This window comes from Rubrobacter calidifluminis (assembly GCF_028617075.1).
Classification (GTDB): domain Bacteria; phylum Actinomycetota; class Rubrobacteria; order Rubrobacterales; family Rubrobacteraceae; genus Rubrobacter_E; species Rubrobacter_E calidifluminis.
On record NZ_JAQKGV010000008.1, the window covers coordinates 55,115 to 80,567 of the forward strand.

Annotated in this window: 28 protein-coding genes; 18 read left to right on the forward strand and 10 right to left on the reverse strand. The window is 68.0% G+C overall.

Translation table 11 applies throughout. The features are described from left to right. The first annotated feature begins 5 nt into the window (after positions 1-5). Complete coding sequence (gene gcvH, locus PJB24_RS08055; protein WP_273844617.1) at positions 6-383, forward strand: glycine cleavage system protein GcvH; 378 nt, start codon at positions 6-8, stop codon at positions 381-383. Between the two features lie 477 nt (positions 384-860). Here the strand turns inward: gcvH and PJB24_RS08060 are convergent, their stop codons facing one another. Continuing rightward, positions 861-1,496 carry a redox-sensing transcriptional repressor Rex gene (locus PJB24_RS08060; protein WP_273844619.1) on the reverse strand — a complete coding sequence of 212 codons (636 nt, stop codon included), beginning with the start codon at positions 1,494-1,496 and terminating at the stop codon, positions 861-863. Positions 1,497-1,689: 193 nt separating this feature from the next. Between PJB24_RS08060 and PJB24_RS08065 the strand changes: the two genes are divergently transcribed. Continuing rightward, a complete protein-coding gene (locus PJB24_RS08065; RefSeq protein WP_420541911.1) occupies positions 1,690-2,658 on the forward strand; it encodes an aldo/keto reductase family protein in 969 nt (322 codons plus the stop codon). Here the strand turns inward: PJB24_RS08065 and PJB24_RS08070 are convergent. Next, positions 2,655-3,746: a LuxR C-terminal-related transcriptional regulator gene (locus tag PJB24_RS08070; protein ID WP_273844623.1), complete on the reverse strand. Its 1,092-nt coding sequence runs from the start codon at positions 3,744-3,746 to the stop codon at positions 2,655-2,657. The two genes, PJB24_RS08065 and PJB24_RS08070, sit on opposite strands and share 4 nt — an antisense overlap. 107 nt (positions 3,747-3,853) lie before the next feature. Between PJB24_RS08070 and PJB24_RS08075 the strand changes: the two genes are divergently transcribed. From PJB24_RS08075 to PJB24_RS08085, 3 genes are all read left to right on the forward strand, one after another. Then, positions 3,854-4,348 carry a quercetin 2,3-dioxygenase gene (locus PJB24_RS08075; RefSeq protein ID WP_273844626.1) on the forward strand — a complete coding sequence of 165 codons (495 nt, stop codon included), beginning with the start codon at positions 3,854-3,856 and terminating at the stop codon, positions 4,346-4,348. Between the two features lie 241 nt (positions 4,349-4,589). After that, the gene (locus PJB24_RS08080; RefSeq protein WP_273844628.1) at positions 4,590-5,438 is read left to right on the forward strand and encodes a GNAT family N-acetyltransferase; all 849 of its coding nucleotides are present in this window, start codon (positions 4,590-4,592) and stop codon (positions 5,436-5,438) included. A gap of 100 nt (positions 5,439-5,538) precedes the next feature. Further along, on the forward strand, positions 5,539-6,600 hold the full coding sequence (locus tag PJB24_RS08085) for a permease (protein ID WP_273844629.1): 1,062 nt from the start codon (positions 5,539-5,541) through the stop codon (positions 6,598-6,600). A gap of 34 nt (positions 6,601-6,634) precedes the next feature. Here PJB24_RS08085 and PJB24_RS08090 read toward each other — a convergent pair whose 3' ends face one another. Genes PJB24_RS08090 through queG form a run of 4 tightly spaced genes read right to left on the reverse strand, consistent with a single transcriptional unit; the run spans position 6,635 to position 10,684 of the window. Next, positions 6,635-7,153, reverse strand: coding sequence for a cupin domain-containing protein (locus tag PJB24_RS08090; RefSeq protein WP_273844631.1), 519 nt, complete (start codon positions 7,151-7,153; stop codon positions 6,635-6,637). Between the two features lies 1 nt (position 7,154). After that, complete coding sequence (locus tag PJB24_RS08095) at positions 7,155-8,747, reverse strand: M2 family metallopeptidase (protein WP_337959011.1); 1,593 nt, start codon at positions 8,745-8,747, stop codon at positions 7,155-7,157. 10 nt (positions 8,748-8,757) lie between these two features. Continuing rightward, on the reverse strand, positions 8,758-9,522 hold the full coding sequence (locus PJB24_RS08100; RefSeq protein ID WP_273844633.1) for a J domain-containing protein: 765 nt from the start codon (positions 9,520-9,522) through the stop codon (positions 8,758-8,760). 13 nt (positions 9,523-9,535) lie between these two features. Then, the gene (queG, locus tag PJB24_RS08105) at positions 9,536-10,684 is read right to left on the reverse strand and encodes a tRNA epoxyqueuosine(34) reductase QueG (RefSeq protein ID WP_273844635.1); all 1,149 of its coding nucleotides are present in this window, start codon (positions 10,682-10,684) and stop codon (positions 9,536-9,538) included. A gap of 126 nt (positions 10,685-10,810) precedes the next feature. Between queG and nadA the strand changes: the two genes are divergently transcribed. The 6 genes from nadA (at position 10,811) to PJB24_RS08135 (ending at position 17,368) form a co-directional block, all read left to right on the forward strand. Continuing rightward, on the forward strand, positions 10,811-11,752 hold the full coding sequence (gene nadA, locus PJB24_RS08110) for a quinolinate synthase NadA (protein ID WP_273844637.1): 942 nt from the start codon (positions 10,811-10,813) through the stop codon (positions 11,750-11,752). Then, positions 11,749-12,621, forward strand: coding sequence for a carboxylating nicotinate-nucleotide diphosphorylase (gene nadC, locus PJB24_RS08115; protein ID WP_273844639.1), 873 nt, complete (start codon positions 11,749-11,751; stop codon positions 12,619-12,621). Before nadA ends, nadC begins: the two co-directional genes overlap by 4 nt. Further along, positions 12,615-14,087, forward strand: a complete 1,473-nt coding sequence (gene nadB, locus PJB24_RS08120; protein ID WP_273844640.1) for an L-aspartate oxidase — start codon at positions 12,615-12,617, stop codon at positions 14,085-14,087. The genes nadC and nadB overlap by 7 nt, the downstream gene beginning before the upstream one ends. Further along, the gene (locus tag PJB24_RS08125) at positions 14,080-15,225 is read left to right on the forward strand and encodes a cysteine desulfurase family protein (protein WP_273844642.1); all 1,146 of its coding nucleotides are present in this window, start codon (positions 14,080-14,082) and stop codon (positions 15,223-15,225) included. The genes nadB and PJB24_RS08125 overlap by 8 nt, the downstream gene beginning before the upstream one ends. Before the next feature lie 101 nt (positions 15,226-15,326). Then, positions 15,327-16,718 carry an NAD-dependent succinate-semialdehyde dehydrogenase gene (locus PJB24_RS08130; RefSeq protein ID WP_273844644.1) on the forward strand — a complete coding sequence of 464 codons (1,392 nt, stop codon included), beginning with the start codon at positions 15,327-15,329 and terminating at the stop codon, positions 16,716-16,718. A gap of 89 nt (positions 16,719-16,807) precedes the next feature. After that, positions 16,808-17,368: a hypothetical protein gene (locus tag PJB24_RS08135; protein ID WP_273844647.1), complete on the forward strand. Its 561-nt coding sequence runs from the start codon at positions 16,808-16,810 to the stop codon at positions 17,366-17,368. Positions 17,369-17,380: 12 nt separating this feature from the next. On the opposite strand, the gene PJB24_RS08140 is transcribed toward PJB24_RS08135, so the two are convergent. Further along, positions 17,381-17,629, reverse strand: a complete 249-nt coding sequence (locus tag PJB24_RS08140; protein ID WP_273844649.1) for a hypothetical protein — start codon at positions 17,627-17,629, stop codon at positions 17,381-17,383. Between the two features lie 94 nt (positions 17,630-17,723). On the opposite strand from PJB24_RS08140, the gene PJB24_RS08145 reads away from it, so the two are divergent. The 7 genes from PJB24_RS08145 (at position 17,724) to PJB24_RS08175 (ending at position 23,457) form a co-directional block, all read left to right on the forward strand. Then, complete coding sequence (locus PJB24_RS08145) at positions 17,724-18,551, forward strand: M55 family metallopeptidase (RefSeq protein ID WP_273844651.1); 828 nt, start codon at positions 17,724-17,726, stop codon at positions 18,549-18,551. Between the two features lie 7 nt (positions 18,552-18,558). Then, positions 18,559-19,389, forward strand: coding sequence for a PhzF family phenazine biosynthesis protein (locus tag PJB24_RS08150; RefSeq protein WP_273844654.1), 831 nt, complete (start codon positions 18,559-18,561; stop codon positions 19,387-19,389). Positions 19,390-19,642: 253 nt separating this feature from the next. Continuing rightward, positions 19,643-20,794 carry an FUSC family protein gene (locus PJB24_RS08155; protein WP_273844782.1) on the forward strand — a complete coding sequence of 384 codons (1,152 nt, stop codon included), beginning with the start codon at positions 19,643-19,645 and terminating at the stop codon, positions 20,792-20,794. A gap of 36 nt (positions 20,795-20,830) precedes the next feature. After that, complete coding sequence (locus tag PJB24_RS08160; protein ID WP_273844656.1) at positions 20,831-21,562, forward strand: SDR family oxidoreductase; 732 nt, start codon at positions 20,831-20,833, stop codon at positions 21,560-21,562. A 15-nt stretch (positions 21,563-21,577) separates the two neighbouring features. Then, on the forward strand, positions 21,578-21,970 hold the full coding sequence (locus PJB24_RS08165) for a hypothetical protein (RefSeq protein WP_273844657.1): 393 nt from the start codon (positions 21,578-21,580) through the stop codon (positions 21,968-21,970). 48 nt (positions 21,971-22,018) lie between these two features. Continuing rightward, positions 22,019-22,171 carry a hypothetical protein gene (locus PJB24_RS08170; RefSeq protein ID WP_273844658.1) on the forward strand — a complete coding sequence of 51 codons (153 nt, stop codon included), beginning with the start codon at positions 22,019-22,021 and terminating at the stop codon, positions 22,169-22,171. 182 nt (positions 22,172-22,353) lie between these two features. After that, a complete protein-coding gene (locus PJB24_RS08175) occupies positions 22,354-23,457 on the forward strand; it encodes a proton-conducting membrane transporter (RefSeq protein WP_273844660.1) in 1,104 nt (367 codons plus the stop codon). Between the two features lie 52 nt (positions 23,458-23,509). On the opposite strand, the gene PJB24_RS08180 is transcribed toward PJB24_RS08175, so the two are convergent. From PJB24_RS08180 to PJB24_RS08190, 3 genes are read right to left on the reverse strand one after another with little or no spacing between them, the layout of a single operon-like run. Next, entirely contained in the window at positions 23,510-24,211 is a 702-nt protein-coding gene (locus tag PJB24_RS08180) for an MgtC/SapB family protein (protein ID WP_273844662.1), read from the reverse strand. 21 nt (positions 24,212-24,232) lie between these two features. Next, positions 24,233-24,577, reverse strand: coding sequence for an HAD family hydrolase (locus tag PJB24_RS08185; protein WP_273844664.1), 345 nt, complete (start codon positions 24,575-24,577; stop codon positions 24,233-24,235). Positions 24,578-24,581: 4 nt separating this feature from the next. Beyond that, complete coding sequence (locus PJB24_RS08190) at positions 24,582-25,451, reverse strand: ACP S-malonyltransferase (protein WP_273844667.1); 870 nt, start codon at positions 25,449-25,451, stop codon at positions 24,582-24,584. Between the last annotated feature and the right edge of the window lie 2 nt (positions 25,452-25,453).

Below are 25,453 nucleotides of genomic sequence, written 5' to 3' on the forward strand. Positions count from 1 at the left end.
AAGAGTTGAACGTACCGCAGGACCTCAAGTATACCCGCACCCACGAGTGGGTCCGCATCGAGGGGGATGCCGCCACCATCGGCATAACCGACCATGCCCAGGACGAGCTCGGAGACGTCGTCTTCGTTGACCTCCCCGAAGTCGGCACCAGCCTCTCCCCCGGAGATTCCTTCGGCTCCGTCGAGTCCGTCAAGGCCGTCTCCGACCTCTACTCCCCCCTCGGCGGCGAGATCACCGAGGTCAACTCCATCCTCGAAGAATCGCCCGAGAAGATCAACGAAGACCCCTACGGGGAAGGATGGATCATCCGCCTCCGCTACTCCGGAGAGGCCGACCTTCTCTCCCCGGAGGACTACCAGCGGCTCCTCGAGGAGGAACGATGACCCCGAAAAACACCTCTAGTGAAAAAAATCACAGAAGAATGAGCCCGCAGCCCGGCTGACGAGGAGCGTAAAAATGCTGGTTTTGCAGGTATTTTGTGTCATGACTATGTGCAGTGGGAAGATATTTTTAAAAAGTTTCTAGATTCTCTGTTCCAAGACCTTTACAAAGTGTGACTAGCGGGGTATCATTCCGGGTGTCGGTTGGTGCGTAAGCTAAACCGACACACAATTGAAGAGCCCGGGGTGACACTCCTCCTTTCCCTTTCCCCACCTATCACCCCTAAAGTTCACCTCGGGCTCTTCATTTGGGAGCCGGGGGGGTGACACTCCTCCTTTCCCTTTCCCCCACTCCTCCTTTCCCTTTCCCCACCTATCACCCCCACCCCCGGCTCCCCTTTCTCTTTGCGGGGCGATGGAAGAGGCCCGGCGGATGGTATCCGCCGGGCCTCTGTTGGCTTCGGGTGGGTCTGATTCCCTCTAGGAGGCCTCTCCCACCTGGGTGAGGTAGTAGAGGGTGTGCATGAGCTGGGCGGTCGGGTCTATGCGGTGGACGTCGACGTCCGGTGGGACGTGGAGCAGTACGTCGGTGTAGTTGAGGATGACCCTGATGCCGGCGTCGACCATCAGGTCGGCGACCTGCTGGGCGGAGGAGGAGGGGGTGGCGATGATGCCGATGATCTCGTCGGCCTCCTTGACGCTTTTCTTGAGCTCGTCTATGTGCTTGACGACGACGTTGCCGACGGTGCGTCCGATCTTCTCCGGGTCGTTGTCGAAGACGTCGTGGATGACGAAGCCCCGCTTGGGGAGCATCGTGCTGCTCGCGATGGCGCTCCCGAGGTTGCCCGCACCCACGAGCGCGATGTTGTAGGTCTGTTTGAGGCCGAGGATGCTGCGTACCGCCTCTACCAGGTCGTAGGCCTGGTAGCCCACACCCCGGGTGCCCGAAAACCCGATCGCGTTGAGGTCCCGCCTTACCTGTACCGGGTTGATGCCGGTGTAGTCGCCTAGCTCCTTGCTCGAGACCGCGTCCCGGTTCTCCTCTATGAGCTGCTGGGTGACCCTGAGATACTTGGTGAGCCTGTTCGTCAGACCTGGCTGCAACGTGGTTCGCACTTTGTCCAGCTCCTTTTCTTCCGACCCTCGTTGGTGAACTCATTGTAACAAAATGGTGCGCTCTTGCAATAAAGGTGCTCTTAGCAGCAGACAACTCAGCAAGCAAGCCGCATTACACGGCTTGAAAAGTCCGGTGGGAGGGTAACGTATGGGTGGGTTTCGTGTACACGGAGATTTCGGAAAGGAGATCTGGTTGGAGTACCGTCATCTTGGCAGAAGCGGTGTGAAGGTGAGCGAGATAGCTCTGGGGAGCTGGCTCACATATGGTGGGAGCGTGGAGGAGGAGCGGGCCCGGGAGTGCATCCACCGGGCCTACGAGCTCGGGATCAACTTCTTCGACACGGCCAACGTCTACGCGCAGGGGGCCGCTGAGGAGATCGTGGGCCGGGCGCTCAAGGGTTTTGCGCGTGAGTCCTACTTCCTGGCCACCAAGGTCTACTTCCCGATGGGGGATGGCCCGAACGACCGGGGGCTCTCGCGCAAGCACATCGTGGAGCAGTGTCACGCTTCCCTGCGGCGGCTCGGGGTGGACTACGTGGACCTCTACCAGTGCCACCGCTACGACACGGAGACCCCGCTCGAGGAGACTTTGCGGGCGCTCGACGATCTCGTGCGGCAGGGGAAGGTGCTCTACGTGGGGGTTTCGGAGTGGAGTGCGGATCAGATCTCCGATGCCCTGAAGATCGCCGACGAGATGGGCTTCGACCGGATCGTCTCGAACCAGCCGCGCTACAACATGATCCAGCGGCACATCGAGCGCCGGGTGATGCCGCTGTGCGAGGTCGAGGGCGTCGGGCAGGTCGTCTTCTCTCCGCTCGGGCAGGGGGTGCTCACGGGCAAGTACCGCCCGGGTGAGGCGCCTGCGGAGGGTACCCGCGCCGCCAACCCCGAGCAGAGCGCCTTCATGCGCGAGCTGATGAACGAGAAGGTCCTCTCGGCGGTCGACGGGCTCAGAGACGTCGCCTCCGACCTCGGGCTCTCGATGAGCCAGCTCGCCCTCGCGTGGGTCTTGCGCCGGGAGAACGTGAGCAGCGCGATCATCGGTGCCTCGCGCCCGGAGCAGGTCGAGGACAACGTGGGGGCCTCGGGCGTCGAGCTCTCCCCGGAGGTGCTGGAGAGGATAGACGGCATCCTCTCCGGCGTCATCCAGACCGGTTCCTAGAGGCCGTCGAGGAAGAGCCGCCGGGTCAGCTCCCTGCGGCTCTTCACCCCCACCTTCTCGAAGGCGTTGCGGAGGTGGTTCTGGACGGTGTACCCGGAGATGTATAGAGAGGCGGAGATCTCACTGGTCGAGGCCCCCTGCGCGGCGAGCGTGGCGACCTCAGCCTCGCGCGGGGTAAGGCCGTAGGCGGCCATGTTGAAGCGAACAACCTCCCCTGGTCCGGCGGGCCCGATGACGATGACCGCCTCTGCGGGCAGCCCCTCGCTCAGGGAGCCGTAGAGCGAGAGCCAGCGCCCCGAGCGCGCCCGGACGTTGAGGCGCGGAAGGAGGTCGAGATCTCCGGAGTTCTCCGGTCTCAGCGCCCGCTTCAGCGCACCCGCCACCATCCGGACCGCCGGAGGCAGATCCTGGCTCTCGGACCAGCCGGGCTTGAGGTCTTCGATCTCCTCCAGCCAGCGTTCGGCCGCTGCGGTGTAATGTGTTACCCGGCCCCGGTGGTCGAGGACCAGCACGCCGGGGGCACCGGTTCCTGTTCGGCCTTCGGCGAGAGCCTGCGAGCGGAGCGCCGCGGCCTTCAGGCCAGCGCCGAGGTGTGGGGCGAGGCGCCTGACGAACGCGACCTCGCGGGGTTCGAAGTCCGGGCGGCCCGCCTCGCGGCTCAGGTCCAGGGTGCCCCAGACATGGCCTCCGGCGGTGAAGACGGCGCGCATCTCGTGCGCCAGACCCAGCGGGCGCAGCATCTCCCTGTAGCGAGGAGACCGGGTGATATCACCTCCGGAGAGCTCGGAGAGCAGCGCAACGGGACGCCTTTCCCGGGTCATTCGCCGGATCTGGTCGAGATCGTGCTCGAAGTAGAGGTGGTCGAGGAAGACGGCGGCCTCCCGCTCCCCTCCCATCTCACCGGTGAGGGCGTGGGTGATCAGGGCGCTCCCCGGGTCCACCGTGGAGGCGCAGTACGCTTCGGAGCTCAACCTCTGCCGCAACCGCTCCGCGACCGCGTGCAGCAGCTCCGGGCCGCCGCGCCCGGAGTGGCACAGGCGTTTTATCTCTGAGAACGCCGGATCCTGTTTGACTCCGCCCGGGCTCATCCTCTCCCGTTCCGGGGGAAAATGACAGGTTTCTGCCATATGCCATCCCCGTTCGCTAGCCTACAGTTTATGACATGGAGGCCGGCGAGAGAAGGGAGAACGCCACGATGATCGAAGCTCAGAGAGGGGCCGGGCCGCACTTCGCCCGTGCGGGCGAAGGCCGTGCCGTCTGGTACGGCGGGTATCTGCTGAGTTTTTTGGCCACGGGCGAGGAGACCGGGGGAAGCTACGCTCTGGTCGAGGAGCTCGGACGGAAAGGGCTGAGCACCGAGCCGCCGCTGCACGTCCACACGCTGGAGGAGGAGTCTTTCTACCTGATAGAGGGGGAGATGGCCTTCTACGTGGGAGATAGGGTCGTCCCCGCACCGGCCGGCACCCTCGTCGTCCTGCCGCGCGGCGTGCCGCACCGGTTCGAGATCGTCTCGGAGGAGGTCAGGCTCCTCAACCTGATCACGCCGGCAGGTTTCGAGGGTTTCTTCCGCGAGCTGAGCGAGCCGGCGCGAGGGCTTACGCTTCCTCCCCCGCCGGAGGGACCGCCGGACGTCGCCCGGCTGGTCTCCGTCGCCGCGAGGTACGGCTGCGAGATCCTGCCTCCCCGCTAGCGCGGGGCCTTCCATCGGGAGGCGGGGTGTTGTAGCATGTAGCGCGTGGGCGTAGACCACATAACACTTTCCGCAGGCACCTCCACCGGGCGGTTCCCCCGACCGTCCCTGCCCCGGACGCCCCGCTTCTAGGGACGCCCGGGGCTTTTGCTGACGCAGAAGCTGAGAAGACGTTCGGTCGTTCGGGGGTAGATTGCTGGCATTCAAAACTCAAGACGCATCCGGCATCCGCATCCGGCGGATGGACGACGAAGACCTGAAGAACGTAAGGGAGCTGCGCGTGGCGGTGCAGTGGGCCGCCGATCCCAGGGCTTTCGAGCTTCTGCGCGGCACGAGGGATGCCCGCTGGGCAGTGGCGGAGCTCCTGGACGGTGCTCTCGCCGGGATGGTCGGGGCCGTGCCGCTCGGCAGGATGGGGGTGCTCTGCCACCTGGCCGTGCGGGACGACCTGCGCAGAGCCGGGCTCGGGACCGCCCTTACCCGTTGGGCGGTGTCCTATCTGCACTCCGTCGGGGTGAGAACCATCCGCCTGTACTCGACGGCGCAGGCCGAAAGCCTCTACCGGACGCTGGGCTTCAGGCCGGTCTGCCGGCGTGCCGTCTACAGGCGGGAGGCCGGAGCTCCGGTACCGAAGGAGGCACCATCCTACGGTCGCTACCGGGTCGACCCTCTCCTCGCCGCCGACCTCCCGGAGCTCTACGGGGTGGATTACTGGTCATACGGCGGCGACCGATCGGCGGTCCTCTTCGCCGTCCTGCGCAGGCATCCGGGTAAGGGCCTGGTCGTCCGGGATCCGACCGGAAGCATGAAGGGATACCTCATCCTCAGCCCCGCCGCGAGCGGCGCGTTCAGGATCGGACCATTCCTCGCCGCAGAAGATGGTGCGGCACGGGCACTCCTCGCACGGGCCCTCGAGGTCGCCGGGGAAGCTCCGGCCGAGCTCATCGTCCCCGACCCGGAAACAGCCCGCCCCCTGCTCGAGGAATTCGGTTTCGAGGGAAGGGACGATCGGCTGCGCATGGAGCTCGGTCCCGCCCCCGACACCCGCGGGATGCTCCAGTACGCGACCACACCCTACCTGGCGACCTGAGCGGGACGCGTTCCCGTCCGCTGCATGGTAGTCTTGGGCTCGGGCCGGTTCGCGCCCCTGTGGCAGGTCTTCGTGCGGCGCAGGGAGGGAAAATTTGGGCATGGGTCACGCTTCGGAGCAGCCGAGGTTCCTCTGGTTTGTGAGAGGGTTCGGGTTACTGCTCCTGCTCGCGGTCGTGGGGCTCTTCTACGTCAAGTGGGCCCCCTACTACCACAAGGTCTTCAATGCCGCATCGAGCCACACGCTCGGGCCTTCGATCCTGAGCGGCAGGGCCGCCTCCCCGCCTGCTCCCTCGTTCTCCTCCGCCCTCGACTACGCCGTAAGCTACTTCGAGTCCATCTGGAAGGCGCTGGTCCTGGCGCTCATCCTCGCCGCGACCGTCGAGACGACCGTTCCCCGGGACTGGCTCGCGCGGGTGCTCGGGAGGGAGTCGCTTCGCTCCTCGGTGCTCGGTGGCGTTCTCGCCCTGCCCGGGATGATGTGCACCTGCTGCACCGCACCGCTCGTCAAGGGGCTCAGGCGCAGCGGGGTCTCCGTCGGTGGCGCCGTCTCCTACTGGCTCGGGAACCCCACCCTCAACCCGGCCGTGCTGGTCTTCATCGTCTTCACGCTGGGGTGGAGGTGGGCCGCCCTGCGGCTCCTGCTCGGGATACCGCTCGTCTTCGGGGCCGGGCTCCTGGCCGCCCGCCTCTCACCGAAGGCTGAGGTGGGCCCCCGGAGGGTCCAGGAGATCGCGACCCCGTCCGCGACGCCGGGGAGCCTGCCGGTCCGCTGGGTGCGCTCGCTGGTGCGGCTCGCGGCCGGGATCATCCCGGAGTACGTCGTGATCGTGATGCTGCTCGGTGCCGCGAGAGCCTTTCTCTTCCCGGCCGCGGGCCCGGAGCTCGGCAACAGCATCCTGATCGTGGTGGGGCTCGCCATCGCGGGGACCCTGTTCGTCATCCCGACCGCCGGGGAGATCCCGATAATCCAGACCATGCTCTCCTACGGTATCGGGGCCGGCCCGGCCGGGGCGCTCCTGATGACGCTCGCCCCGGTGAGTTTGCCCTCCATCGCGATGGTGTGGACCTCCTTCCCGAAGAAACGGGTGCTCGCGCTCATCGCCGGGCTGACCGCACTCGCCGGTGTCGTCGGGGGACTTCTGGGGATGGCCTTTCTGTAGGGCGGGGCGCGGAGGTATCTACGACGGGGTTCGGCTACCTTCGGATACCCCAGCGCTCCACGAGCGGTCCTTCGGGCCCGAAGACGGGGTCGGTATTGGGCAGGGCGACCCGGCGGATGTTCTCGAGCACCCCGGGACGCTCGCCCGGTTCCCCCGTGCGGATGTCGTAGCGCTCCTGCCCGGGCGGGTACGCCCCGACGACGCGGAAGGAGCCGTCCGAGCCCGCGTTGCGGTGCCCGACGCCGGCCGGGATCACGATGATGTCCCCAGCCTCGACGTCGAAGGTCTTCCCGGAGGGACCACCGAGCTCCAGCCTCGCCGTCCCGGATACGATGCAGAGCACCTCGTGGGAGACGGAGTGGTAGTGGTGGTAGGAGAAGACCCCGTTGACCCAGGCCCCACCCCAGCCGTTCTCGCGCAGGAGCTCCCTGCAGCGCCCGGGGTCGCGGTACTCTTCGCCGAGCGCCCGCGGGTAGTAGAGCAGCGGAAGCCCGGGGTTGTTCGGGATGCGCCCGTCGTCCTCGAAGCGGTACTCTTCGACCCGCCGGTCCATCCTACCCCAGCGCCTCCACGAACCTCGTGGTGTCCGGTGGTTCCCCGGTGGCGCGTTCTACAGTGGCTCGCCAGCTCTCGCGGGCTCCGGGCCCGAAGAGCGCCTCGACCAGGTAGAGCCCGGCGGAGCGGCTCTCGTAGAAGGGGCCGCGGGTGACGTAGGTCTCCAGGTGGTGCCGGAGCTGGGCGGCGATGAGGTGCCCGAGCACGTAGTTGTGGTAGTAGACGGGGGAGACGGCGAGGTGGATCTTGGCCGCCCAGTCGTGCTCTCTGCGTCCCTCCGGCCGCTTCACGAGCTGCAACTCCTCGACGAGGTCCCACCACAGCTCGTTCAGGTCGTCCCTGTCCGGGTCGGCGTACAGCTCCCGCTCGAAGCGGTACATCACCAGCGCCCAGCGCACGAAGACGAGCCGGGCGGCCCTCTCGCGCTCTTCGAGTTTCTTCTGGTCCCGCACGGCCTCTTCCGCTCCCGCGATCGAGGAGAGCCAGCCGGCCTCGGTGGCCAGCGCACCCATCATCAGCGCGATGGCCTCCGTCGTGCTGGTGTGGGCCACCGAGCGCAGGAAGTAGGGGAGGGAGGGGTTTATGTTGCGGTCGTAGGCGGCGTGGCCGAGCTCGTGCAGGAGCGTCTCCATCCAGTACGCGTCCGGGCGGAGGTTGGCGAGCACCCGGACGTCGTAGGGATACTCCCGGCCGATGGAGATGCAGAAGGCGTGCTGGCTCTTGCCGGGGCGCTCGTACAGGTCGCTCCGGGCGAGCACCCCCCGCACGTCGAGCCCCATCGCGTCGTAGGTGGCGAGCGCGAGCTCCTCTATCTTCCTCCCCTGGAGGTAGCGGTCCACGTCGAGGTCGGGGTCCTCCGGCGGCTCCTGGAAGAAGGGGTCCGGAAGGTGCCAGGGCCTGGTCTCTCCCGTCCCGAAGCGCCGCCGCGTCTCGGCGTCCATCTTCTCTCGCAGCCTTCTGAAGGGGGCTTCGGTCGCCTCTTGCAGACGGCGCATGGTCTCTTCGAGCCAGAGGGGTTCTATCTCCTGCAGCCTCAGGGCCCTCTCGTAGTGGTTCTCGTAGCCCTGCTCGCGGGCGAGGCGGTTGCGCAGCCGGGCGAGTTCGCGCACCACGCCCTCGACCTCGCGCCCGACGCTCCTGGAGGCCTCCCACGCCGCCCGGCGTTCGTCCTCGTCTTCCGAGAAACGCAGTATCTGCCGGATCTCGTTGTCCCCGATCTTTCGCCCGTCCACGGTCCCGCGGTGGTTGCCGAAGATCGCGCCCGCCTCCGCCTCGAGCTCCTCGACGCGCCCGAGCAGCCTCCGATCTCCCTGCCTGGCGGCGAACTCGGCGTGGAGCACCTCGACCTGCCGCCGCAGCACCGGGCGCTCGATGGAGCTTCGTTCCCCGTACCAGCGGACGATCTTCTCGAAGGCCGCCGGGTCCGCGAAGAGCTCGTCGTGGGCCCTCGCCGCGCGCACGGCCTCCGCACGGGCCTCCCCGGTGCCGGTGGTCTCGAGCCTCCACCACGCCTCGTCCGCCGCCCTCTCCAGCGGCGCGGCCCGCTCTTCGAGCGAGGCGATGAAGCTCTCTATCTCGGAGGATACGGGCAGATCTCCCCTCCTAGCGCCGGCTCCGCTCGCGGCGGCTTCCGGCGTAGATCCAGAGCAGGAACACCACTATCCCGAGCGCGGCGAACTGCAGGAGCCCCTGCGGCCCCCCGCTCTGCCCGACGACGAGCGCGGCGATGAAGACGAGCGCGACCGCGATATACCCCGCGCTCCGGAACGCGAGATATGAGGCGATGAGGCCGACGAGCGCGTAGACGACCGGCATGTACGGCCCGAGCGCCGCCGTCCAGGTGAACGACCCCCGCCCTATCCCCTCCGCCCACAAACCGAGCTGACCGGCGGCGATGAACGCGAGGAAGGCGAGGACGAACGTGATCGTCCCGCTCTTCCACGTCGCCGGCTCGGGGTCGAAGCGGTGCGGCTCGTACCAGCGGGCCTCGCGCACCACGTAGCGCCTCTGCCTCCGCACCCGCGGCTCCTTGCGCCGCAACCTTCCCCGGAGCCTCTCCCCGAGAGAGGGCCCGGACCGCTCGCGCTCCTCGCGCCGGGCGGCGAGCTCGTCCTCGAGGCGGCTGAAGTCCAGCTCCGAGAGCTGGTCTGCGGCGTAGGCCAGGTCGAGCTCCTCGTCGTGGCGTCTGCGGCGCTCGGGGTCGGAGAGCACCTCGTGCGCCTCCTGCAGCAGCGAGAACTCCTCCGGGCTCCCTCCCCGGTCGGGATGGCGCTCCTTGGCCAGACGGCGGTACGCCTCGTGGATCTCCTCCTGCGACGCGTTGCGGGAGACCCCGAGAACCTCGTAGTAGTTGACTCGATCCGACATGCTACGACCTATTCTAACCCACCCTACCTTCCCGGTTCGCCTCCAGCGCGAGGCGTATCTCCTGCAGGCACCACCCATCCTCCTCCGTCTCCGCCGCGCTCCGCAGGGCCTCCCCGGCCTCCTTGCCCCCGATCTCGCCGAGCGCCCACGCCGCGTGCCCCCGCACGAGCGCGGACCCGTCCTCCCGCAGGCACCTTACGAGCGCGGGGACGGCCTCGGTGAGCTTCAGGTTGCCCGCGACGACGCAGCAGTTGCGCAGCAGCCCCTCCCGCCCGGCGCGGGTAAGCGGGGTGTGGCCGAACCGGCGCCCGAACTCTTCCTCGCTCTGGATCCCGAGCACCTCGATTATCTTCAGGTACGGCCCCGCCCCGGCCCCGGCGGAGAACTCCGGCCAGCGGCTCCTCTTCGCCTTGCGCCGGTTGTACGGGCAGACCTGCTGGCAGACGTCGCACCCGAAGGCCCACTCCCCGATCTTCGGACGCAGCTCGCGCGGGATCTCACCGCGGTTCTCGATCGTAAGATACGAGATGCAAAGCCGCGCGTCGACCACCCCGGGGGCCTTTATCGCGCCGGTGGGGCAGGCGTCGATGCACCTCCTGCACCGCCCGCAGGTCCCCTCCCCGGGCTCGTCCGGTTCGATCTCGAGGTCCACCAGAAGCTCCGCGATGAAGAAGTACGAGCCCATCTCGCCGTTTATCAGGCACGAGTTGCGCCCGAAGAACCCGAGCCCCGCCCGCTGCGCCGCCGAGCGCTCCAACAGCGGTACCGCGTCCGTGAACGCCCGCGCCTTCACCCGACACCCGAGCGCCTCCTCCAGCCTCGCCCTGAGCCCAAAGAGGCGCCCCTTTATCACCCGATGGTAGTCCTCCCCCCACGCGTACCGCGCCACCTTCCCCCAACCTCCGGGGTTCTCCGGATGATCGCCGGGGTAGTACGAAACCCCTAAAGAGATGACGCTCCGCGCGCTCTTCTGCAGGCGCCTCGGGTCCGAGAGCAGCTCCACCGGCCGGCGCATGTACCCCATCCCCGCCGCCATCCCCGCCTCCTGCCAACGCCGCAGCCGCTCACCTCCCTCCTCTAGCCGCCCCGCCCGCGTAACCCCCACCAGCTCGAAGCCCGCCTCCCGCGCCAGCTCCTCTATCATCTCCCGCACCTCCGACATGCCCCGATTCTAACTTGCCCCGGCCGGTCCCCCATGCGATACTAAATATAACGATATGTTACAAGCAGCTTACTTTGTAACAAAATTTTGTGGCAATCGGGCAGGCTGACGTTACAAGGAGGCGGAATGCGGGTGATGGAGGGGCTCGATCTCTTCGAGGAGGTCGGGAGGCTCAAGGAGGAGTTGAACGCGGTCATCCTGGCGCACTATTACCAGGAGCCGGACATACAGGACGTGGCGGACTTCATCGGGGACTCACTGGCGCTGGCGCAGAAGGCGCAGCGGACGGACGCCGACGTGATCGTCTTCTGCGGGGTGCACTTCATGGCGGAGACCGCGAAGATCCTCAACCCGGAAAAGAAGGTGATCCTGCCGGACCTCGAAGCGGGGTGCTCGCTCGCCGACAGCTGTCCGGCGGAGCAGTTCGAGGAGTTCCTCCGGCGGCATCCGGGGCACGCCGTGGTCTCCTACGTGAACACCTCGGCTGCGGTCAAGGCGCTCTCGGACATCATCTGCACCTCCTCCAACGCCGAGAAGATCATCGCGACGATCCCGGAGGACGTTCCCATAGTCTTCGCCCCGGACAGGCACCTCGGGCGCTACGTACAGCAGAAGACCGGTCGGAAGATGGTCCTCTGGCCCGGGACGTGCATGGTGCACGTGCAGTTCTCGGAGAAGAAGATCCGGCAGCTCAAGGTACGCCATCCGGAGGCCGAGGTGCTGGCCCATCCCGAGTGCGAGGAGCGGGTGCTCGCGCTCGCCGACCACGTCGGGAGCACCTCGAGCCTGCTGCGGCGGGTCACCGAGAGCCCGGCCAGAACGTTCATCGTGGCGACCGAGCCCGGCATCATCCACCAGATGCAGAAGGCCGCCCCGGAGAAGACCTTCATCCGCGCGCCCGGGGAGGGGCCCGCGTGCGAGGCGTGCAGCGAGTGTCCGCACATGCGCCGCAACACGCTCGAGAAGCTCCTCTCGTGCATGAGGGAGCTCTCCCCGGAGATAGAGATCGACGAGGAGCTGCGCCTCAGGGCCCTCCGGCCCATCGAGCGGATGCTGGAGGTCGGATGATGGAGGAGACGGCGCGAGGGGTGCGTCCGCCGGCGCCGCTGCGCGAGCTCGCCCGGCGGGCGCTCGAGGAGGACGCGGGCAGAGGGGACGTGACCTCGGAGCTCACCGTGGACGAAGGAGCGCGGGCTGCGGGGAGGTTCGTCGCCCGGGAGGGGCTCGTGGTCTTCGGGCTCGAGGCGGCGCGGGCCGTCTTCCACGAAGCCGATCCCGAGGTGCGATTCTCCGCGCTCGTCTCCGAGGGGGAGGAGGTCGTGGCCGGGACGGAGCTGGCAGTGGTCGAGGGCTCCGCGAGGTCCATCCTCGCCGCCGAGCGGGTCGCACTCAACCTGCTGATGCGGCTCTCGGGGGTGGCCACCACCACCCGTCGCTACGTCAGGGAGGTCGAGGGCACGGGGGCCAGGGTGGTCGACACCCGCAAGACCACACCGGGGATGCGCCGGCTCGAGAAGGCGGCCGTCAGGGCCGGGGGCGGGGTCAACCACCGCTTCGGGCTCGACGACGGCATCCTGATCAAGGACAACCACGTCGCGCTCGCCGGCGGGGTTGGGGAGGCGGTGCGGCGCGCCCGCGCCGGGGCCCCGCACCTGCTGAAGGTCGAGGCCGAGGTCGAGAACCTCTCGATGCTCGAGGAGGCGCTCGACGCCGGGGCCGATGCGGTCCTGCTCGACAACATGAGTCCGGAGGAGGTCGCGGAGGCCGTCGCGCTCGCGCGCCGGAGGAGGCCGGAGGTGGTCGTCGAGGTCTCCGGCGGGGTGGACCTCGGGAGCGTGCGCGCCTACGCGGAGGCGGGGCCGGATCTCATCTCGGTCGGGGCGCTCACCCACTCCGCGCCCGCGGCGGACGTCTCGCTCGAGGTCGTACCGTGCTGAGGTTCGACCTCGTCGTCGTGGGTGGAGGGATCGCCGGGTGCGCCGCCGCGCTCGCTGCCGCCCGCGAGGGTGCCCGCGTCGCGCTCCTCACCCGCCACCCCGATACCGAAGAGTCCAACACCCGCTACGCGCAGGGTGGGATCATCCACCCCGACCCCGACGAGCCCCCCGAGCTTTTGATCCACGACATCCTCGAGGCCGGGGGTGGAGAGCCGGAGGCTGCCCGCCTCCTCGCCGCCGAGGGGCCGGAGCTGGTCGAGCGCCTCCTCATAGAAGAGCTCGGCGTCCCCTTCGACCGGGACGAGGGCAGGGCCCTGCACCGCACCCGCGAGGCGGCCCACTCGACCGCGAGGGTCATCCACCGCCGGGACACGACGGGGGCGGCGATCCAGGAAGCCCTCACCCGTGCCGTCCTCGCGCAGGAGGGTGTCCGGGTGTTCGCCGGGGTGCGGGCGCTCTCGCTGCTCTCCGGGGAGGGAGGTTGCGGTGGGGTCGTGGCCCTCTACCGGGGCGAGATCCTGGGCATCGTCGGCCGTACCGTCCTCGCGACCGGAGGACTCGGCGCGCTCTACCGGCACACGACCAACCCGCCCGGAGCGCTCGGCGAGGGGATCGCGCTCGCGCTCCGGGCGGGGGCGAAGGTCGCGGACCTGCACTACGTCCAGTTCCACCCGACCGCGCTCTACGAGAAGGAGGGAGAGCGGCGCTTCCTCGTCTCCGAGGCCGTGCGCGGGGAGGGGGCGGTGCTCGTCGGGGAGGACGGCGAGGAGATCGTCGACCACCCGCTCGGCTCTCTCGCCCCGCGCGACGTGGTAGCCCGCGCGGTATGGAGCGCGATGGCCGAGAGCGACCCTCCATGCGTCTACCTGGACGCCACCGGACACCCCCCGGGTCGGTTCGCGGCGCGCTTCCCCGCCATCTACGCTCGCTGCCGCGAGATCGGGATAGACCCGGAGCGGGAGAGGATCCCGGTCGTCCCCGCCGCCCACTACTCCTGCGGCGGCGTGGAGGTGGACGCGAACGGCCGAACGACGCTGGAGGGGCTGTGGGCCGCCGGGGAGGTCGCGAGGACCGGGCTGCACGGCGCGAACCGCCTGGCCTCGACTTCGCTCCTGGAGGGGCTCGTGTGGGGCTGGCGCGCCGGCAGGGACGCGGCGTCGTCCGGGTGCGCCCGGCCGCCGCTCCCTCTCCCCCAGATCGCCCCGCCCGCCCCAGCGCCAGAGGCGGCCTGGCGCAGGCTCCGGGAGGTGATGTGGGAGCGTGGGGGCATCCTGCGCACCGCCGCGGGGCTGCAGCGGGGAATCGAAGAGTTCGAGGGGCTGCGGGAGCGTTACGGGAGGACGGAGCTCGGCTCACCGCTGCTCGTCGCCCGGGCCATCCTCGAAGGAGCTCTCGCCGAGGGCGAGAGCCGCGGCTGCCACCACAGGGAGGACGCGCCGGTGGGGAGCGGGGTGCGCGGTGCGTGATCCCGTCTACCTCGACTACAACGCGACCACCCCGCTCGACGGGCGGGTCCTCGAGGCGATGCTCCCCTACCTGAAGGAGCACTTCGGCAACCCCTCCTCGGCCACCCACGCCTACGGGTGGAGCGCCGAGGCTGCCGTCGAGGCCGCGCGGGAGGAACTCGCCGCCGCCATAGGCGCCTCCCCCGAAGAGATCTTCTTCACCAGCGGCGCGACCGAGGCGGACAACTGGGCGCTCTTTGGGACGCTCGGGCCCGGAGACCGCCTCGTCACCTCCCCGACGGAACACGAGGCGATCCTGGAGAGCGCCCTCGCCCTCGCCCGGCGCGGGGTGGAGGTCGTCCTGCTCCCCGTCGATCGTCACGGGGTGGTGAGCCCCGACGCGCTGCGCGAGGCTCTCGGGGAGGGGGCCGCCCTCGTCTCCATCATGCTCGCCAACAACGAGACCGGCACCGTGAACCCCGTGCGCGAGCTCGCGGAGGTAGCGCACGAGCATATGGTCCCCTTCCACACCGACGCCGCGCAGGCGCTCGGCAAGCTCCCGCTCGACGTCGGTGTGCTCGGGGTGGACATGATGAGTCTCTCCGCCCACAAGTGCTGCGGGCCCAAAGGGGTGGGTGCCCTGTACATCCGGCGCCGTCCACGGCGGGTGCACCCCGCCCCGCTCCTCTACGGCGGCGGTCAGGAACGGGGGCTCAGGAGCGGGACGCTCAACGTCCCCGGGATAGCAGGCTTCGGCCGGGCGGCCACTCTCGCCGCGGAGTCGCTGCCCGGGGAGGCAGAGCGGATGAGAGATCTGCGGGATTTGCTGTGGCGGGAGCTCTCCGGGCGGGTGCCGGACATGCTTCTGAACGGAGACCCCGAAAGACGTCTCCCCAACACCCTTAACGTCTCCTTCTCTGGGGTTGCCGCCTCGGATCTTCTGGCGGAGCTCACCGCGGTCGCGGCCTCCTCGGGTTCGGCCTGCGCCTCATCCGACCCCGGTCCCTCGCACGTGTTGCTCGCGATGGGTCTCGGAGAGGAGCGGGCCCGCTCCTCCATCAGGCTCAGCCTGGGGCGTTTCACCACCCGCGAGGATGTCCTGCGGGCCGCGGAGGATATTGTCCGGGCGGTGGGGACACTGCGGACCCTCTCAGGGTGACCTCTCGCGCCGGAGGGCACAGATGGCGCCGTCCGGGGGAGCGCACGTGGCCTGAGGCGGGTATATTTTTAGGGCCCGAGAGGAAACCGAAGGAGGGAGCGATGCCCATAACCAGCGTGAACCCGGCGACCGGGGAGGAGATCAAGAGCTTCGACGAGCTCGACGGGCGACAGCTAGACGAGAAGTTAGAGCTCGCCGCGAAGACCTTCCGCGAGTACCGCAGGACCCCGCTCTCCGAGCGCCGCGAGAAACTGTTGCGGGCGGCGGAGATCCTCGACGAGGAGGCCGGAGAGTTCGGGCGCATCATAACCTCCGAGATGGGTAAGACGCTCGCCTCCGCCGAGGGTGAGGTGCACAAGTGCGCCCGCGGCTGCCGCTACTACGCAGAGACCGCGCAGAGGTTCCTCGCCGACGAGGAGATAGAGCTCGAGGGAAGGGCCTTCGTCCGCTACCAGCCGATCGGCCCGATCCTGGCGGTGATGCCGTGGAATTTCCCGTTCTGGCAGGTCTTCCGGCACGCGGCCCCGGCGCTCATGGCGGGCAACGTCATCCTGCTCAAGCACGCTTCGAACGTCCCGCAGTGCGCCCTGGCCATAGAGGACGTCATCCGCCGCGCCGGATTCCCGGAGGGAGCCTTCCAGACGCTGCTCGTGGGCTCCTCGCGGGTGGCGGAGATAATAGAGGACGAGAGGGTCAGGGCCGTGACCCTCACCGGGAGCGAGGGGGCGGGGAAGAGCGTCGGGAGCGCGGCCGGGAAGAATATAAAGAAGAGCGTGCTGGAGCTCGGCGGTTCCGACCCGTTCATCGTGATGCCCTCGGCGGATCTCGACCGCGCGGTGAGCACCGCGGTGACCGCCAGGACGCTCAACAACGGCCAGTCGTGCATCAACGCCAAGCGGATCATCGTGCACCAGGACGTAGCCGACGAGTTCACCCGCCGCTACGTCGAGCAGATGCAGGCGCTTAAGGTCGGCGACCCGATGCAGGAGGAGACGGACATGGGGCCGCTCGCGATGCCCCAGATCCTGGAGGACGTCGACGCCCAGGTCAGGAAGAGCGTCGAGATGGGGGCGAAGGTCCTGACCGGGGGCAAGCCCGTCGACGGGCCCGGCAACTTCTACCCGCCGACGGTCCTCACCGACATCCCCGAAGATTCCCCGGCCTACCGGGAGGAGATCTTCGGTCCCGTGGCCTCCCTGTTCGTCGTGCGGGACATAGACGAGGCGATCCGCATCGCCAACGACTCGTCCTTCGGGCTCGGCTCCTCGGCCTGGACCAACGACCCCGAAGAGCAGGAGCGATTCATAGACGAGATAGAGGCCGGGATGGTCTACATCAACAAGATGACCGAGTCCACCCCCGAGGCTCCCTTCGGCGGGGTGAAGAACAGCGGCTACGGACGCGAGCTCTCGCACTTCGGCATCCACGAGTTCATGAACGCGAAGACCGTCTGGATCGGGGACGGCGGGAGCGCGGCGGGCGCCGTGGAGTGAAAGCTCTTGCACCGGCCGGGAGGGAGGTAGTATAACCTCTCTGCTACGTTGAGGATCGTGCAGGCCAGAGAGCGCGCCGGGAGGAACCCGTGAGCTATACGCTCAGGTTCATAGGCCTCGGCGCGCTCTATGGTTTCGCTTTCGCGCTCGTCAAGGCACTCTTCCCGGAGCCCTTCATCCTCTTCGTGCTGAAGGGCGGACAGAGCAGCGAGGGCAACCTGGCTTTCGTCTCGATCTTCTATATAACGGCGGGCTTCATAGCCGGGCTTATCGCCGGTCCCCTCTTCGGCGGGCTGCTCCGGCTGCGGCGCTCCAGAGCCGGCGACGCCTACTTCGAGCCGAAGCCGACGATGCGCATAATCCTGAGCCTGCTGTTCGCGCTGCTCATGGGCCTGATCTCCGGCCTGATCATCCTCGGGGCCTACTACACCGGCGTGCTGCCGCCCGGGAAGATCCTCGACCCGTTCCCCTCGGTCCACAACGTCCTGTTCCCGATAGAACCTGCGCTGGTCGTGATCTGGGCCATCGCCCGTGACGTTCTGCCGGCGGGGTTCACCGGGCTCCTGCTCGCGCCCATAGGCGGCGGACCGCTCCTCCGGCTGTACGCCGCGGGTAGACACCTGGCGCAGAAGCACTACGAGGATTTCTAGGGGAGCAGGCTCCTAGAGGATGTTGACGAGCGGAGAGAGCTTGCACTCGTTGAGGCCGTAGCTCCTGCGGCCCCTGACCGGACGCACCAGGTACTCCAGGCAGTTGCCCCGGCAATCCACCCTGCCGCAGGGGTTCTCGGTGGTACCGAGGTTCTCGACGACCTCGACGACAGGGTTTTTGCGCTCCTGCGGGCGCACGTCTTTGCGCAGGGCATACTCGCCCTCCTCGAAGTACCACCGGCCGTAGCGGAACTCTGCCATACACCGGTAATTGTACACCAGCGATTTGATCCAGGTCACATCCACCGCAGGACCAGTGCTGTCAGAATGGGCCGGTAAGTAAGGAGAGGACGGTATGAGAGTCTACATCTCGGCGGACATGGAGGGTGTGACGGGGGTGACCCACCCGGACGACGTCATCCCGGGGCGCCCTCGCTACGAGGCTTTCAGGAAGCTCCTCACTGCGGACGTGAACGCCGCCATCGAGGGAGCGCGGCGGGCCGGTGCGCGAGAGTTCCTGGTCAACGAGGCGCACGACGGGATGCGCAACCTTCTCCTCGAGCGGCTAGATCCCGAGGCGGAGGTGATCGTGGGTTCCCGCAAGCCTCTCTCGATGATGGAGGGCTGCAACGAGGCGGACGTGGTCTTCTTCGTCGGCTACCATTCGGCGGCCGGGACGGGCGGCATCCTGAGTCACACCTTCACCGGTCCCTCGACGCTCGTGAGGCTGGAGCTGAACGGCGAGGTGTGCAGCGAGGGCCGGATGAACGCTGCCCTCGCCGGGCTCGCGGGCATCCCGGTGGGCCTGGTGACGGGAGACGACCTGATCTGCGCCGAATCCGAGGCCCTCTACCCGGGCGTCCGCACCGCCTGCGTCAAGACCGCCGTAGACCGCTACACCGCCCGCTGCCTCTCGCCGGAGGCGGCCCGCGAGCGTATCTGCCGGGCGGCCTTCGAGGCCGTGAGTCGCCGGGGGGATCTCTCGCCCTACGCCCCGGAGGGTCCGTACACCTTCACTGCGGAGTTCGCGAGCGCGAGCACGGCCGAGAGCGTGATGTACTTCCCCGGCCTGAAGCGGCTGGACGATCGGCGCGTCTGCTGGACGCACGAGGACTACGAGACGGCGTTCAGGATGTTCATCGGGGTGATGCGCCTCGCCCGCACCGACCCGGACTACGGATAGAGAACCGATGAGCCACACCTTCTACATCGTCGACGTCTTCGCCGAGGAGAAATACGCGGGCAACCAGCTCGCGGTGGTGCTGGAGGCCGGCGACCTCTCCTCCGGGGAGATGCAGAGGGTGGCCTCCGAGATGAACTACTCCGAGACCTCCTTCGTTCTCTCCACGGAGAGGGACGCCCACCGGGTTCGCATCTTCACTCCCAGGGAAGAGCTTCCCTTCGCCGGTCACCCGACGCTCGGGACGGCGTATGTCATACGGCACGAGGCTCCGGAAGAGCCTGCCGGTCGCCTGGTGCTCGAGGTGCCCGCCGGGCGCATCCCGGTGGATTTCGGCGAGGAGCTCTGGATGCACCAGCTCCCTCCCGCCTTCGGAGGGGAGCACGACCGGCAGGAGACGGCCCGCTCCCTCGGGCTGAAGGAGCGCGACCTGGACCCGGAGCTGCCGGTCGAGACGGTCTCGACGGGCATCCCGGTCGTCATCGTTCCCCTGAGAGACCTGGACGCCCTCCGGCGCTGCCGACCTCTCGGGGTGAGAGAGAAGAGCGTATACGCCTTCTGCCCGGGCTCGCACGGTGACGGGCCGGGGGACCTCTCGGCCCGGATGTTCGCCGGCGGCATCGGCGTCACCGAGGACCCCGCGACCGGGAGCGCCGCCGGGTGCCTCGCCTCCTACCTGGTCGAGCATCGCGGTGGCCCGGTCGATCTCCGGGTCGAGCAGGGCTACGAGATCGGACGCCCCTCACTGCTCTACCTGCGGGCGGGAAGAGACGAAGCCGGTACGATGCGGGTCTCGGTCGGCGGCAGGGTGCAGCTGGCGGCGAGGGGAGAGCTTCTGTGAGGAGGTTCGAACGCCGCCGCGGCGCGCTGGCTCGAAAAACCCGCCCCGGGATCCCCCCTCGAAGAGCTACGCCTCGCGCCTCCGGGTGAACCCCCGGTAACATTTCGGTAACGCAGGGAGCTTTCGCCCCAAACCCCCTTGCCGGGCGCACGAAGTGTGCTAACTTCCAGATTCCGGTCTCTATATGCCCGGAGCATTTATGTGAGAAGAGTGAGCTGCAGGCGAACCGGAGAAGGGAGGTGATCTCTGCGTGATGGGAGCGGGTGTGTTCAGGGATCTGTGGTTCAGGGCTGGTGCTCGGACGTTCCGCTACCGGATGGCGGGGGCGTTGGGGCGGCTGCGGGCGAACGGCGGGCTCATACTGCGCAAGGCCGTGGCCGCGGGTGTGGCGTGGGGTGTGGCGCACGTTTTGCTGGGGCACCAGAACCCGTCGTTTGCGGCGATCGCGGCGATCATCTCTTTGGGGGCCGCCGCCGGCAGGGAGGGGCGGCAGGCGGTCGAGCTGGTTCTCGGGGTGGCCTGCGGGCTCGCCATAGCGGACGTCTTCGTCTCGGCGATAGGCTCGGGGGCGGTCCAGATCGGGGTAGTGGTCGCGCTGGCGACGGCGGTGGCGCTCCTCATCGGGGAGAGCGAGCTCCTGGTGACGGAGGCCGCGGTCTCGGCCCTTCTGATGGTGACGCTCGTGCCGGCGAGCCCGGCGCCGTTCACCGGGCGTTTCCTGGACGCACTCATCGGCAGCGGGATGGCGCTCGCGGTGCGCGCCGTCTTCCCGGAGAACCCGCGCAGGAAGGTGCGTGAGGCGGCGCGTCCGGTCTTCGGCGAGCTCGCCGGTGTTCTTGAGGAGGTGGCCGGGGCGCTCGAGGCGGGGGATCTCGAATGGGCCGAGAGGGCGCTCGGACGGGCGCGGGCGATGGACGGCAGGGTCGAGGATCTCAGGGAGGCGCTCTCCTCCGGGTACGGGGCGAGCCGTCTCTCCCCGGCGCGCCGGAGGGCGCTCGGCGAGCTCGGGTTCTACTCCACCGCCGCAGGACAGCTCGACCTGGCGGTGCGCAACGTGCGGGTCCTGGCGCGGGCCGCGAGGGCGCTGATAAGGAGCGGGCATCTCCGGGCGCAGGGCCTTCCCGCCGCCGTGCGGCAGCTCGCCGGGTCGGTGGGGGCTCTGGGTGTCTACCTCGAGCGGCTGGAGAACCCCGGTGAGGCCCGCGCGCTTGCCCTCGAGGCCGCCGCCGGGGCGACCGCCGTCCTTGTCGAGCACAAGGAGCTCGAGACGAGCATGCTCGTCGGGCAGATCCGGTCCACCGCGGTGGATCTTTTGCAGGCCTCCGGAATGAGCTACACCGAGTCGCTGCAGGCGCTGGACGAGGCCGCGATAAGGCGCACCAGCGAGGTGCAATCCGCCCGTTAGAATCTTTTCCTCTGTAACCGGAGCGGGAGGTCTCGGATGGAAGGTCGCGTCGCGCTCGTCACCGGGGCGGGAAACCCGCGAGGGATCGGAGCCGCCGTCTGCCGCGAGCTGGCGGACAAGGGGATGGACGTGTTCTTCTCCTGCCTGGAGGGAGAGGATCCGTCCCCCCTGCTCGCGGAGCTTAAGAGATGCGGGGTGCGCGCGGGATGTTTGCGGATCGACCTTGCGCCTCCGGACTCGGCGGAGCGGCTGCTCGATGCGGTGGAGGAGCAGATCGGTCCGCCCTCCGTCCTCGTCAACAACGCCGCCCGCTCGGAGCGCGACGGCTACGAGAACCTGGATGCCGCGACGCTCGACGCCCACTACGCGGTGAACCTGCGGGCGACGGCGCTGTTGTGCGCAGGGTTCGCCCGCCGCTTCCGGGGGACATCGGGCAGGATCGTAAACCTCACCTCCGGCCAGTCGCTCGGGCCCATGCCCGGCGAGCTCGCCTACGCCGCGACCAAGGGCGCCCTCGAGGCGTTCACCCGCACCCTCGCCGCCGAGCTCATGCACAGGGGTATCACCGCCAACGCCCTCGACCCCGGCCCGACCGATACCGGCTGGATGTCGCCGGAGGTGAGAGAGGATCTCGCCGCCAGGTTCCCGGCTGGAAGGATGGGCCGTCCCGAGGACGCGGCGAAGGTCGTCGCGTTCCTCGCGGGGGAGGATTCGGCCTGGATCACGGGCCAGACCATCCACGCCGAGGGCGGGTTCCTGCGCGGATGATATAACGTATGCAGCATGAGGCTGCCCCCCGCCTGCAGGCGCTTCCTCTCCGTCCTCCTCGCGAAGAAGGAGGACGAGCTCAACGCCTACGTCCGCGGCCCTCTCTTCCCCCGGAGGGTATTCGTGGTCCTGCTCGGCCTCTTCGTCGCATCGTCCATGCTCACCGCCGACTGGTTCGGGCTTTTGCTCCTCAACGCCGGCGGCGTCGCCCGGCAGATAGGGATCCTCTACACTCTAAGGGTGACCTCAGTCCTGCTCGGGGCCGTCTCGTTTTCCTCCCTGCTCCTCGCGGCTCACTATGCCCGTCTCTACACCTACACCTCCGAGGAGAACGTCTTCTTCACCACCTGCTTCGCGCTGTCGTTCTTGCTCGGTTTCCCCTGCGCCCTCACCTGGGTCTTCGGATGATCCTCCCACGGCCGTTGTGCGCCCGGCCTTCTCGATCCTCTTCCGCGGATGCTCACGCCGCTCGCGACAGGACTTTTGTGGGCGCTTTCGGGGGTGTTCTTCTCGAAGCTCCAGTACCGCGAGGGCATGCCCGGCATCCTCGACCCGCTCTACCAGCTTCCCCACGCCGTCCACTTCGGCCCCGGAGGCGTTCCCTGTTAACCTCTCGCTCGCGGTCGCCGCGTTGGCGCTGTGCTTCTCCTGCCTCGTCGGGGGATGGAGGATGCGCCGGGCGGATCTTTAGGACGCCACTGGCCACACAAAGGATCAAAGTGTATACTGCCTGTAATGCTTAGGCGAAGATTGTAACTGTAAGCACCTGGGGAGCTCACGGAGGGAAAGTCGTGGTCGAGTTGAAGCGGCGCAGTCTCGAGGAAGTAAAGGCGCTAAGCAAAGAGGAAGCGGTCGAGATCATGCGCCAGGCCGGCATCGTCGGGGCGGGGGGAGGAGGATTCCCGACGTACTTCAAGTACAAGAACCCGCAGCCGATGCTGCTGGTCAACTCCACCGAGAGCGAGCCGGGCTACTGGGCGGACAAGCTGATCCACCGGATCTACATCGAAGATTTCCTGAAGCTGTACGAGGCGATGAAGGCGATCTTCGGTTTCGAGCAGATCCGGATGGGGGTGCACGAGAAGGACCGGGAGTGGTACTCCGACTACGCGGAGCACGCCGACGGCCTCTTCGACATCGCCTACGTCCCGGACAAGTACTCTCTGGGCGAGGAGAAGACTCTGATCAAGCACGCCACGGACAAGAAGGTGCCGCGCCGCGTCGAGATGCCGGACGGCTCCAAGCGCCCTGGGCTGCCGCTGGATGCGGGGATCATCGTCAACAACACCGAGACGCTGCACAACATCTACAACGCGCTCTTCCTCGGCAAGCCGGTGACCACGAAGTTTTTGCAGGTCTTCGGGCCGGAGTTCGAGCTGAAGGTCTTCGAGGTGCCGCTCGGGGCCTCTGCGACGGAGGTCTTGAAGATCGCCGGGGTGGACGTGGAGAACTCCTCGCACCTGTCGGTCATCGACGGCGGCCCGTACCTCAACGAGATGGGCATCGAGGAGCTCGGCAAGGGCGACTGCTTCGTCCGGCGCACGACGAACGGGTTCCTCCTGATCCCCAAGGGCGTGCCGAGCAAGGAGTTCGCCGACATAAAGACGAAGCCCCCGGAGAACGGGGTGGTCTCGCTGGTCGGCAAGGTCAGCGGGGTGAACGTGCCGCTCGGGGGGCGGTTCCTCAAGCCCGCCACCCCGCTCGTCTCAGAGGGCGAGCGCGTATCCTACGAGCAGAAGATCGGCGATCCGGTCGACGAGGGCTTCTCGGTTGGCGTCTGGGCGAGCGCGGAAGGGGAGGTCACCGCGGTCGAGGACGAGGTTGTTTCGATCTCCTGTGGTTCCGAGTCCAGGGAAGCCGCCGAGGCCGAGGCGAGAGCCGAGGCGGCCAGGTAGGCTTCGCCTTCCGGGTGGAGAGGAGCGGGGGCCTCTGGGGCCCCCGCTTTCGCTATTCCAGATCTCTGAGGCCGGTGGCCGCCACGCGCTCGACGCCGCTCTGGCGCGCGATCTCGCCGAGCGCCGCGTGCAGGTCGTGCGGCGGTCGCACCCGCACCTGCAGGTGGTAGGTCGCCCTCCCACCCTCTATCTCGGCGTCCAGCGTACGCACGGTGGCGTGGTGCGCTTCGAGGATGGAGATGAGCGGTGACGGGTCGGCGTCCGGACGAGAGAAGGAGACTTCGAGGTCGGAGACCTCCAGGCGCAGCCGGGAGATGAAGGCTGAGCGGAAGCGCCTGAGCGCGAGCAGGGCCGCGAGCACCCCGACGGTCGCCGCCGTGGCCCCGAAGAGGTATCCGGCCCCGACGGCCATGCCTATCGCGGCGGTCGTCCACAGGCTCGCCGCGGTTGTGAGCCCCCGGACGGTTACGCCCTGGCGCAGTATGGCCCCGGCACCGAGGAAGCCGATGCCGGAGACGATCTGGGCGGCTATCCTGGAAGGGTCGAAACGTACGGTCTTCTCGCCGAAGAACTCCTGAAAGCCGTAGGCCGAGACCATCGTGAAGAGGGCCGAGCCCAGCCCGAGGATGATGTGGGTCCGAAAGCCCGCCGGCTGGTCGCGCACCTCGCGTTCGAAACCCACGGCGCCGCAGAGGACGAAGGTTGCCGCCAGGCGCAGTATTATCTCCGCGTGGGATATGGTCGGGGCGTCCACCTCCTCCGCACCCCCGCCTCTCTAGGACCAGCGCAGGATCTCATCCAGGGCGAGGTAGAGGGTGTCGTCCTCGGGATCGCCCGTGTAGGGAGCGACGGTGAAGCAGCCGACCTCGCCGTCCACTATGGGGCTGTCGTCGACGGTGAAGTCCACCTCCACCGGCGGCGAGCTCTTGTCACAACAGCCACTCACCAGGTCCGAGACCCCGAGACGCTCGACGGCCTCCGCCGCATAGGAGGCGCCGCCCCCCGACCAGACATAGACGCTGTGCCCGACCTCCACGAGCCTGCTGAAGACCTCTCTGACGTACGGCCGTATACCGCTCTCCGAGATCAGGGTACCCTGTACGTCGAAGAAGACGTTCACCGTTTTATTCGCTGTCGGGATCTTCCTGCCATGGGACGCCGGGGAACAGGTTTTGTGCCTGCCTGCCAATTCGGGCCCGGAGGTCTTCGAAGGTGATGCCCCTCAGCGAAGGAAGGTCGAAATCCCGGAGCATCCTGGTCAGCACGCCGCCGCCGCCCAGCTCGACCCATTCCTCGACCCGCATGCGAGCCAGCGTCTCGACGACCTTCACCCACCGCACCGGTGCGACCATCTGCTCCTTGAGCGCCTCCCTGACCGCCTGCGCGCTCGTCAGAACCGAGCCGTCGACCGCACTGACCATCGGGACCTCCGGTTTCCTGAACTCGATCGAGTCGAGCACCTCGCGCATCCTCTCGCCCGCCGCGGCGATGTAAGGCGAATGCGCGGGGAAGGAGACGTTCAGGCGCACCTTGCGGCCCCTGATCTTCTCCACCGCGTCCCCGAGCGCCTCTTTGAGGCCGGAGACGACCGTCTGACGCGGCGAGTTGTAGTTGGCGACGACCGAGCCCGGCGTGTCCTCCAGCGCCCGCTCGACCTCTTCCGGAGGAGCCTTGAGGATCGCGATCATGCCTCCCGGGGTTTTCCGTGCCGCCTCGGCCAGGAACCTGTCCCTCTGGGCCACGAGCCACAGGCCGGTCTCGAAGTCGAAGCAACCCGCCGCGTAGGCCGCCGCGTATTCTCCCAGGGAGTGTCCGGCGACCACATCGGGACGAAGGTCCAGCTCGCGGCTCTCGTTCGTATCCTGAGCGGCCCGGACGAAGTGCTTGACCTGATCGGGTATCCGCTCCCCGACTATCTCGCGTATCTTCGGGAGGAGCTCACGTGCCGGCTCGCTTGTTCTGCCACCCTGACCGGGAAATACGAACGCTCTCATCT

Bases quoted from the DNA above. Each gene is read 5' to 3' on its own strand.
- PJB24_RS08155 (WP_273844782.1), top strand. From the start codon at position 19,643: ATGGGAGCGGGTGTGTTCAGGGATCTGTGGTTCAGGGCTGGTGCTCGG.
- PJB24_RS08085 (WP_273844629.1), top strand. From the start codon at position 5,539: ATGGGTCACGCTTCGGAGCAGCCGAGGTTCCTCTGGTTTGTGAGAGGG.
- PJB24_RS08130 (WP_273844644.1), top strand. From the start codon at position 15,327: ATGCCCATAACCAGCGTGAACCCGGCGACCGGGGAGGAGATCAAGAGC.
- PJB24_RS08100 (WP_273844633.1), bottom strand. From the start codon at position 9,522: ATGTCGGATCGAGTCAACTACTACGAGGTTCTCGGGGTCTCCCGCAAC.
- PJB24_RS08170 (WP_273844658.1), top strand. From the start codon at position 22,019: ATGCTCACGCCGCTCGCGACAGGACTTTTGTGGGCGCTTTCGGGGGTG.
- PJB24_RS08140 (WP_273844649.1), bottom strand. From the start codon at position 17,629: ATGGCAGAGTTCCGCTACGGCCGGTGGTACTTCGAGGAGGGCGAGTAT.
- PJB24_RS08165 (WP_273844657.1), top strand. From the start codon at position 21,578: ATGAGGCTGCCCCCCGCCTGCAGGCGCTTCCTCTCCGTCCTCCTCGCG.
- PJB24_RS08075 (WP_273844626.1), top strand. From the start codon at position 3,854: ATGATCGAAGCTCAGAGAGGGGCCGGGCCGCACTTCGCCCGTGCGGGC.
- PJB24_RS08160 (WP_273844656.1), top strand. From the start codon at position 20,831: ATGGAAGGTCGCGTCGCGCTCGTCACCGGGGCGGGAAACCCGCGAGGG.
- nadC (WP_273844639.1), top strand. From the start codon at position 11,749: ATGATGGAGGAGACGGCGCGAGGGGTGCGTCCGCCGGCGCCGCTGCGC.
- PJB24_RS08090 (WP_273844631.1), bottom strand. From the start codon at position 7,153: ATGGACCGGCGGGTCGAAGAGTACCGCTTCGAGGACGACGGGCGCATC.
- nadA (WP_273844637.1), top strand. From the start codon at position 10,811: ATGCGGGTGATGGAGGGGCTCGATCTCTTCGAGGAGGTCGGGAGGCTC.
- PJB24_RS08070 (WP_273844623.1), bottom strand. From the start codon at position 3,746: ATGAGCCCGGGCGGAGTCAAACAGGATCCGGCGTTCTCAGAGATAAAA.
- PJB24_RS08190 (WP_273844667.1), bottom strand. From the start codon at position 25,451: ATGAGAGCGTTCGTATTTCCCGGTCAGGGTGGCAGAACAAGCGAGCCG.
- PJB24_RS08145 (WP_273844651.1), top strand. From the start codon at position 17,724: ATGAGAGTCTACATCTCGGCGGACATGGAGGGTGTGACGGGGGTGACC.
- queG (WP_273844635.1), bottom strand. From the start codon at position 10,684: ATGTCGGAGGTGCGGGAGATGATAGAGGAGCTGGCGCGGGAGGCGGGC.
- PJB24_RS08080 (WP_273844628.1), top strand. From the start codon at position 4,590: ATGGACGACGAAGACCTGAAGAACGTAAGGGAGCTGCGCGTGGCGGTG.
- PJB24_RS08150 (WP_273844654.1), top strand. From the start codon at position 18,559: ATGAGCCACACCTTCTACATCGTCGACGTCTTCGCCGAGGAGAAATAC.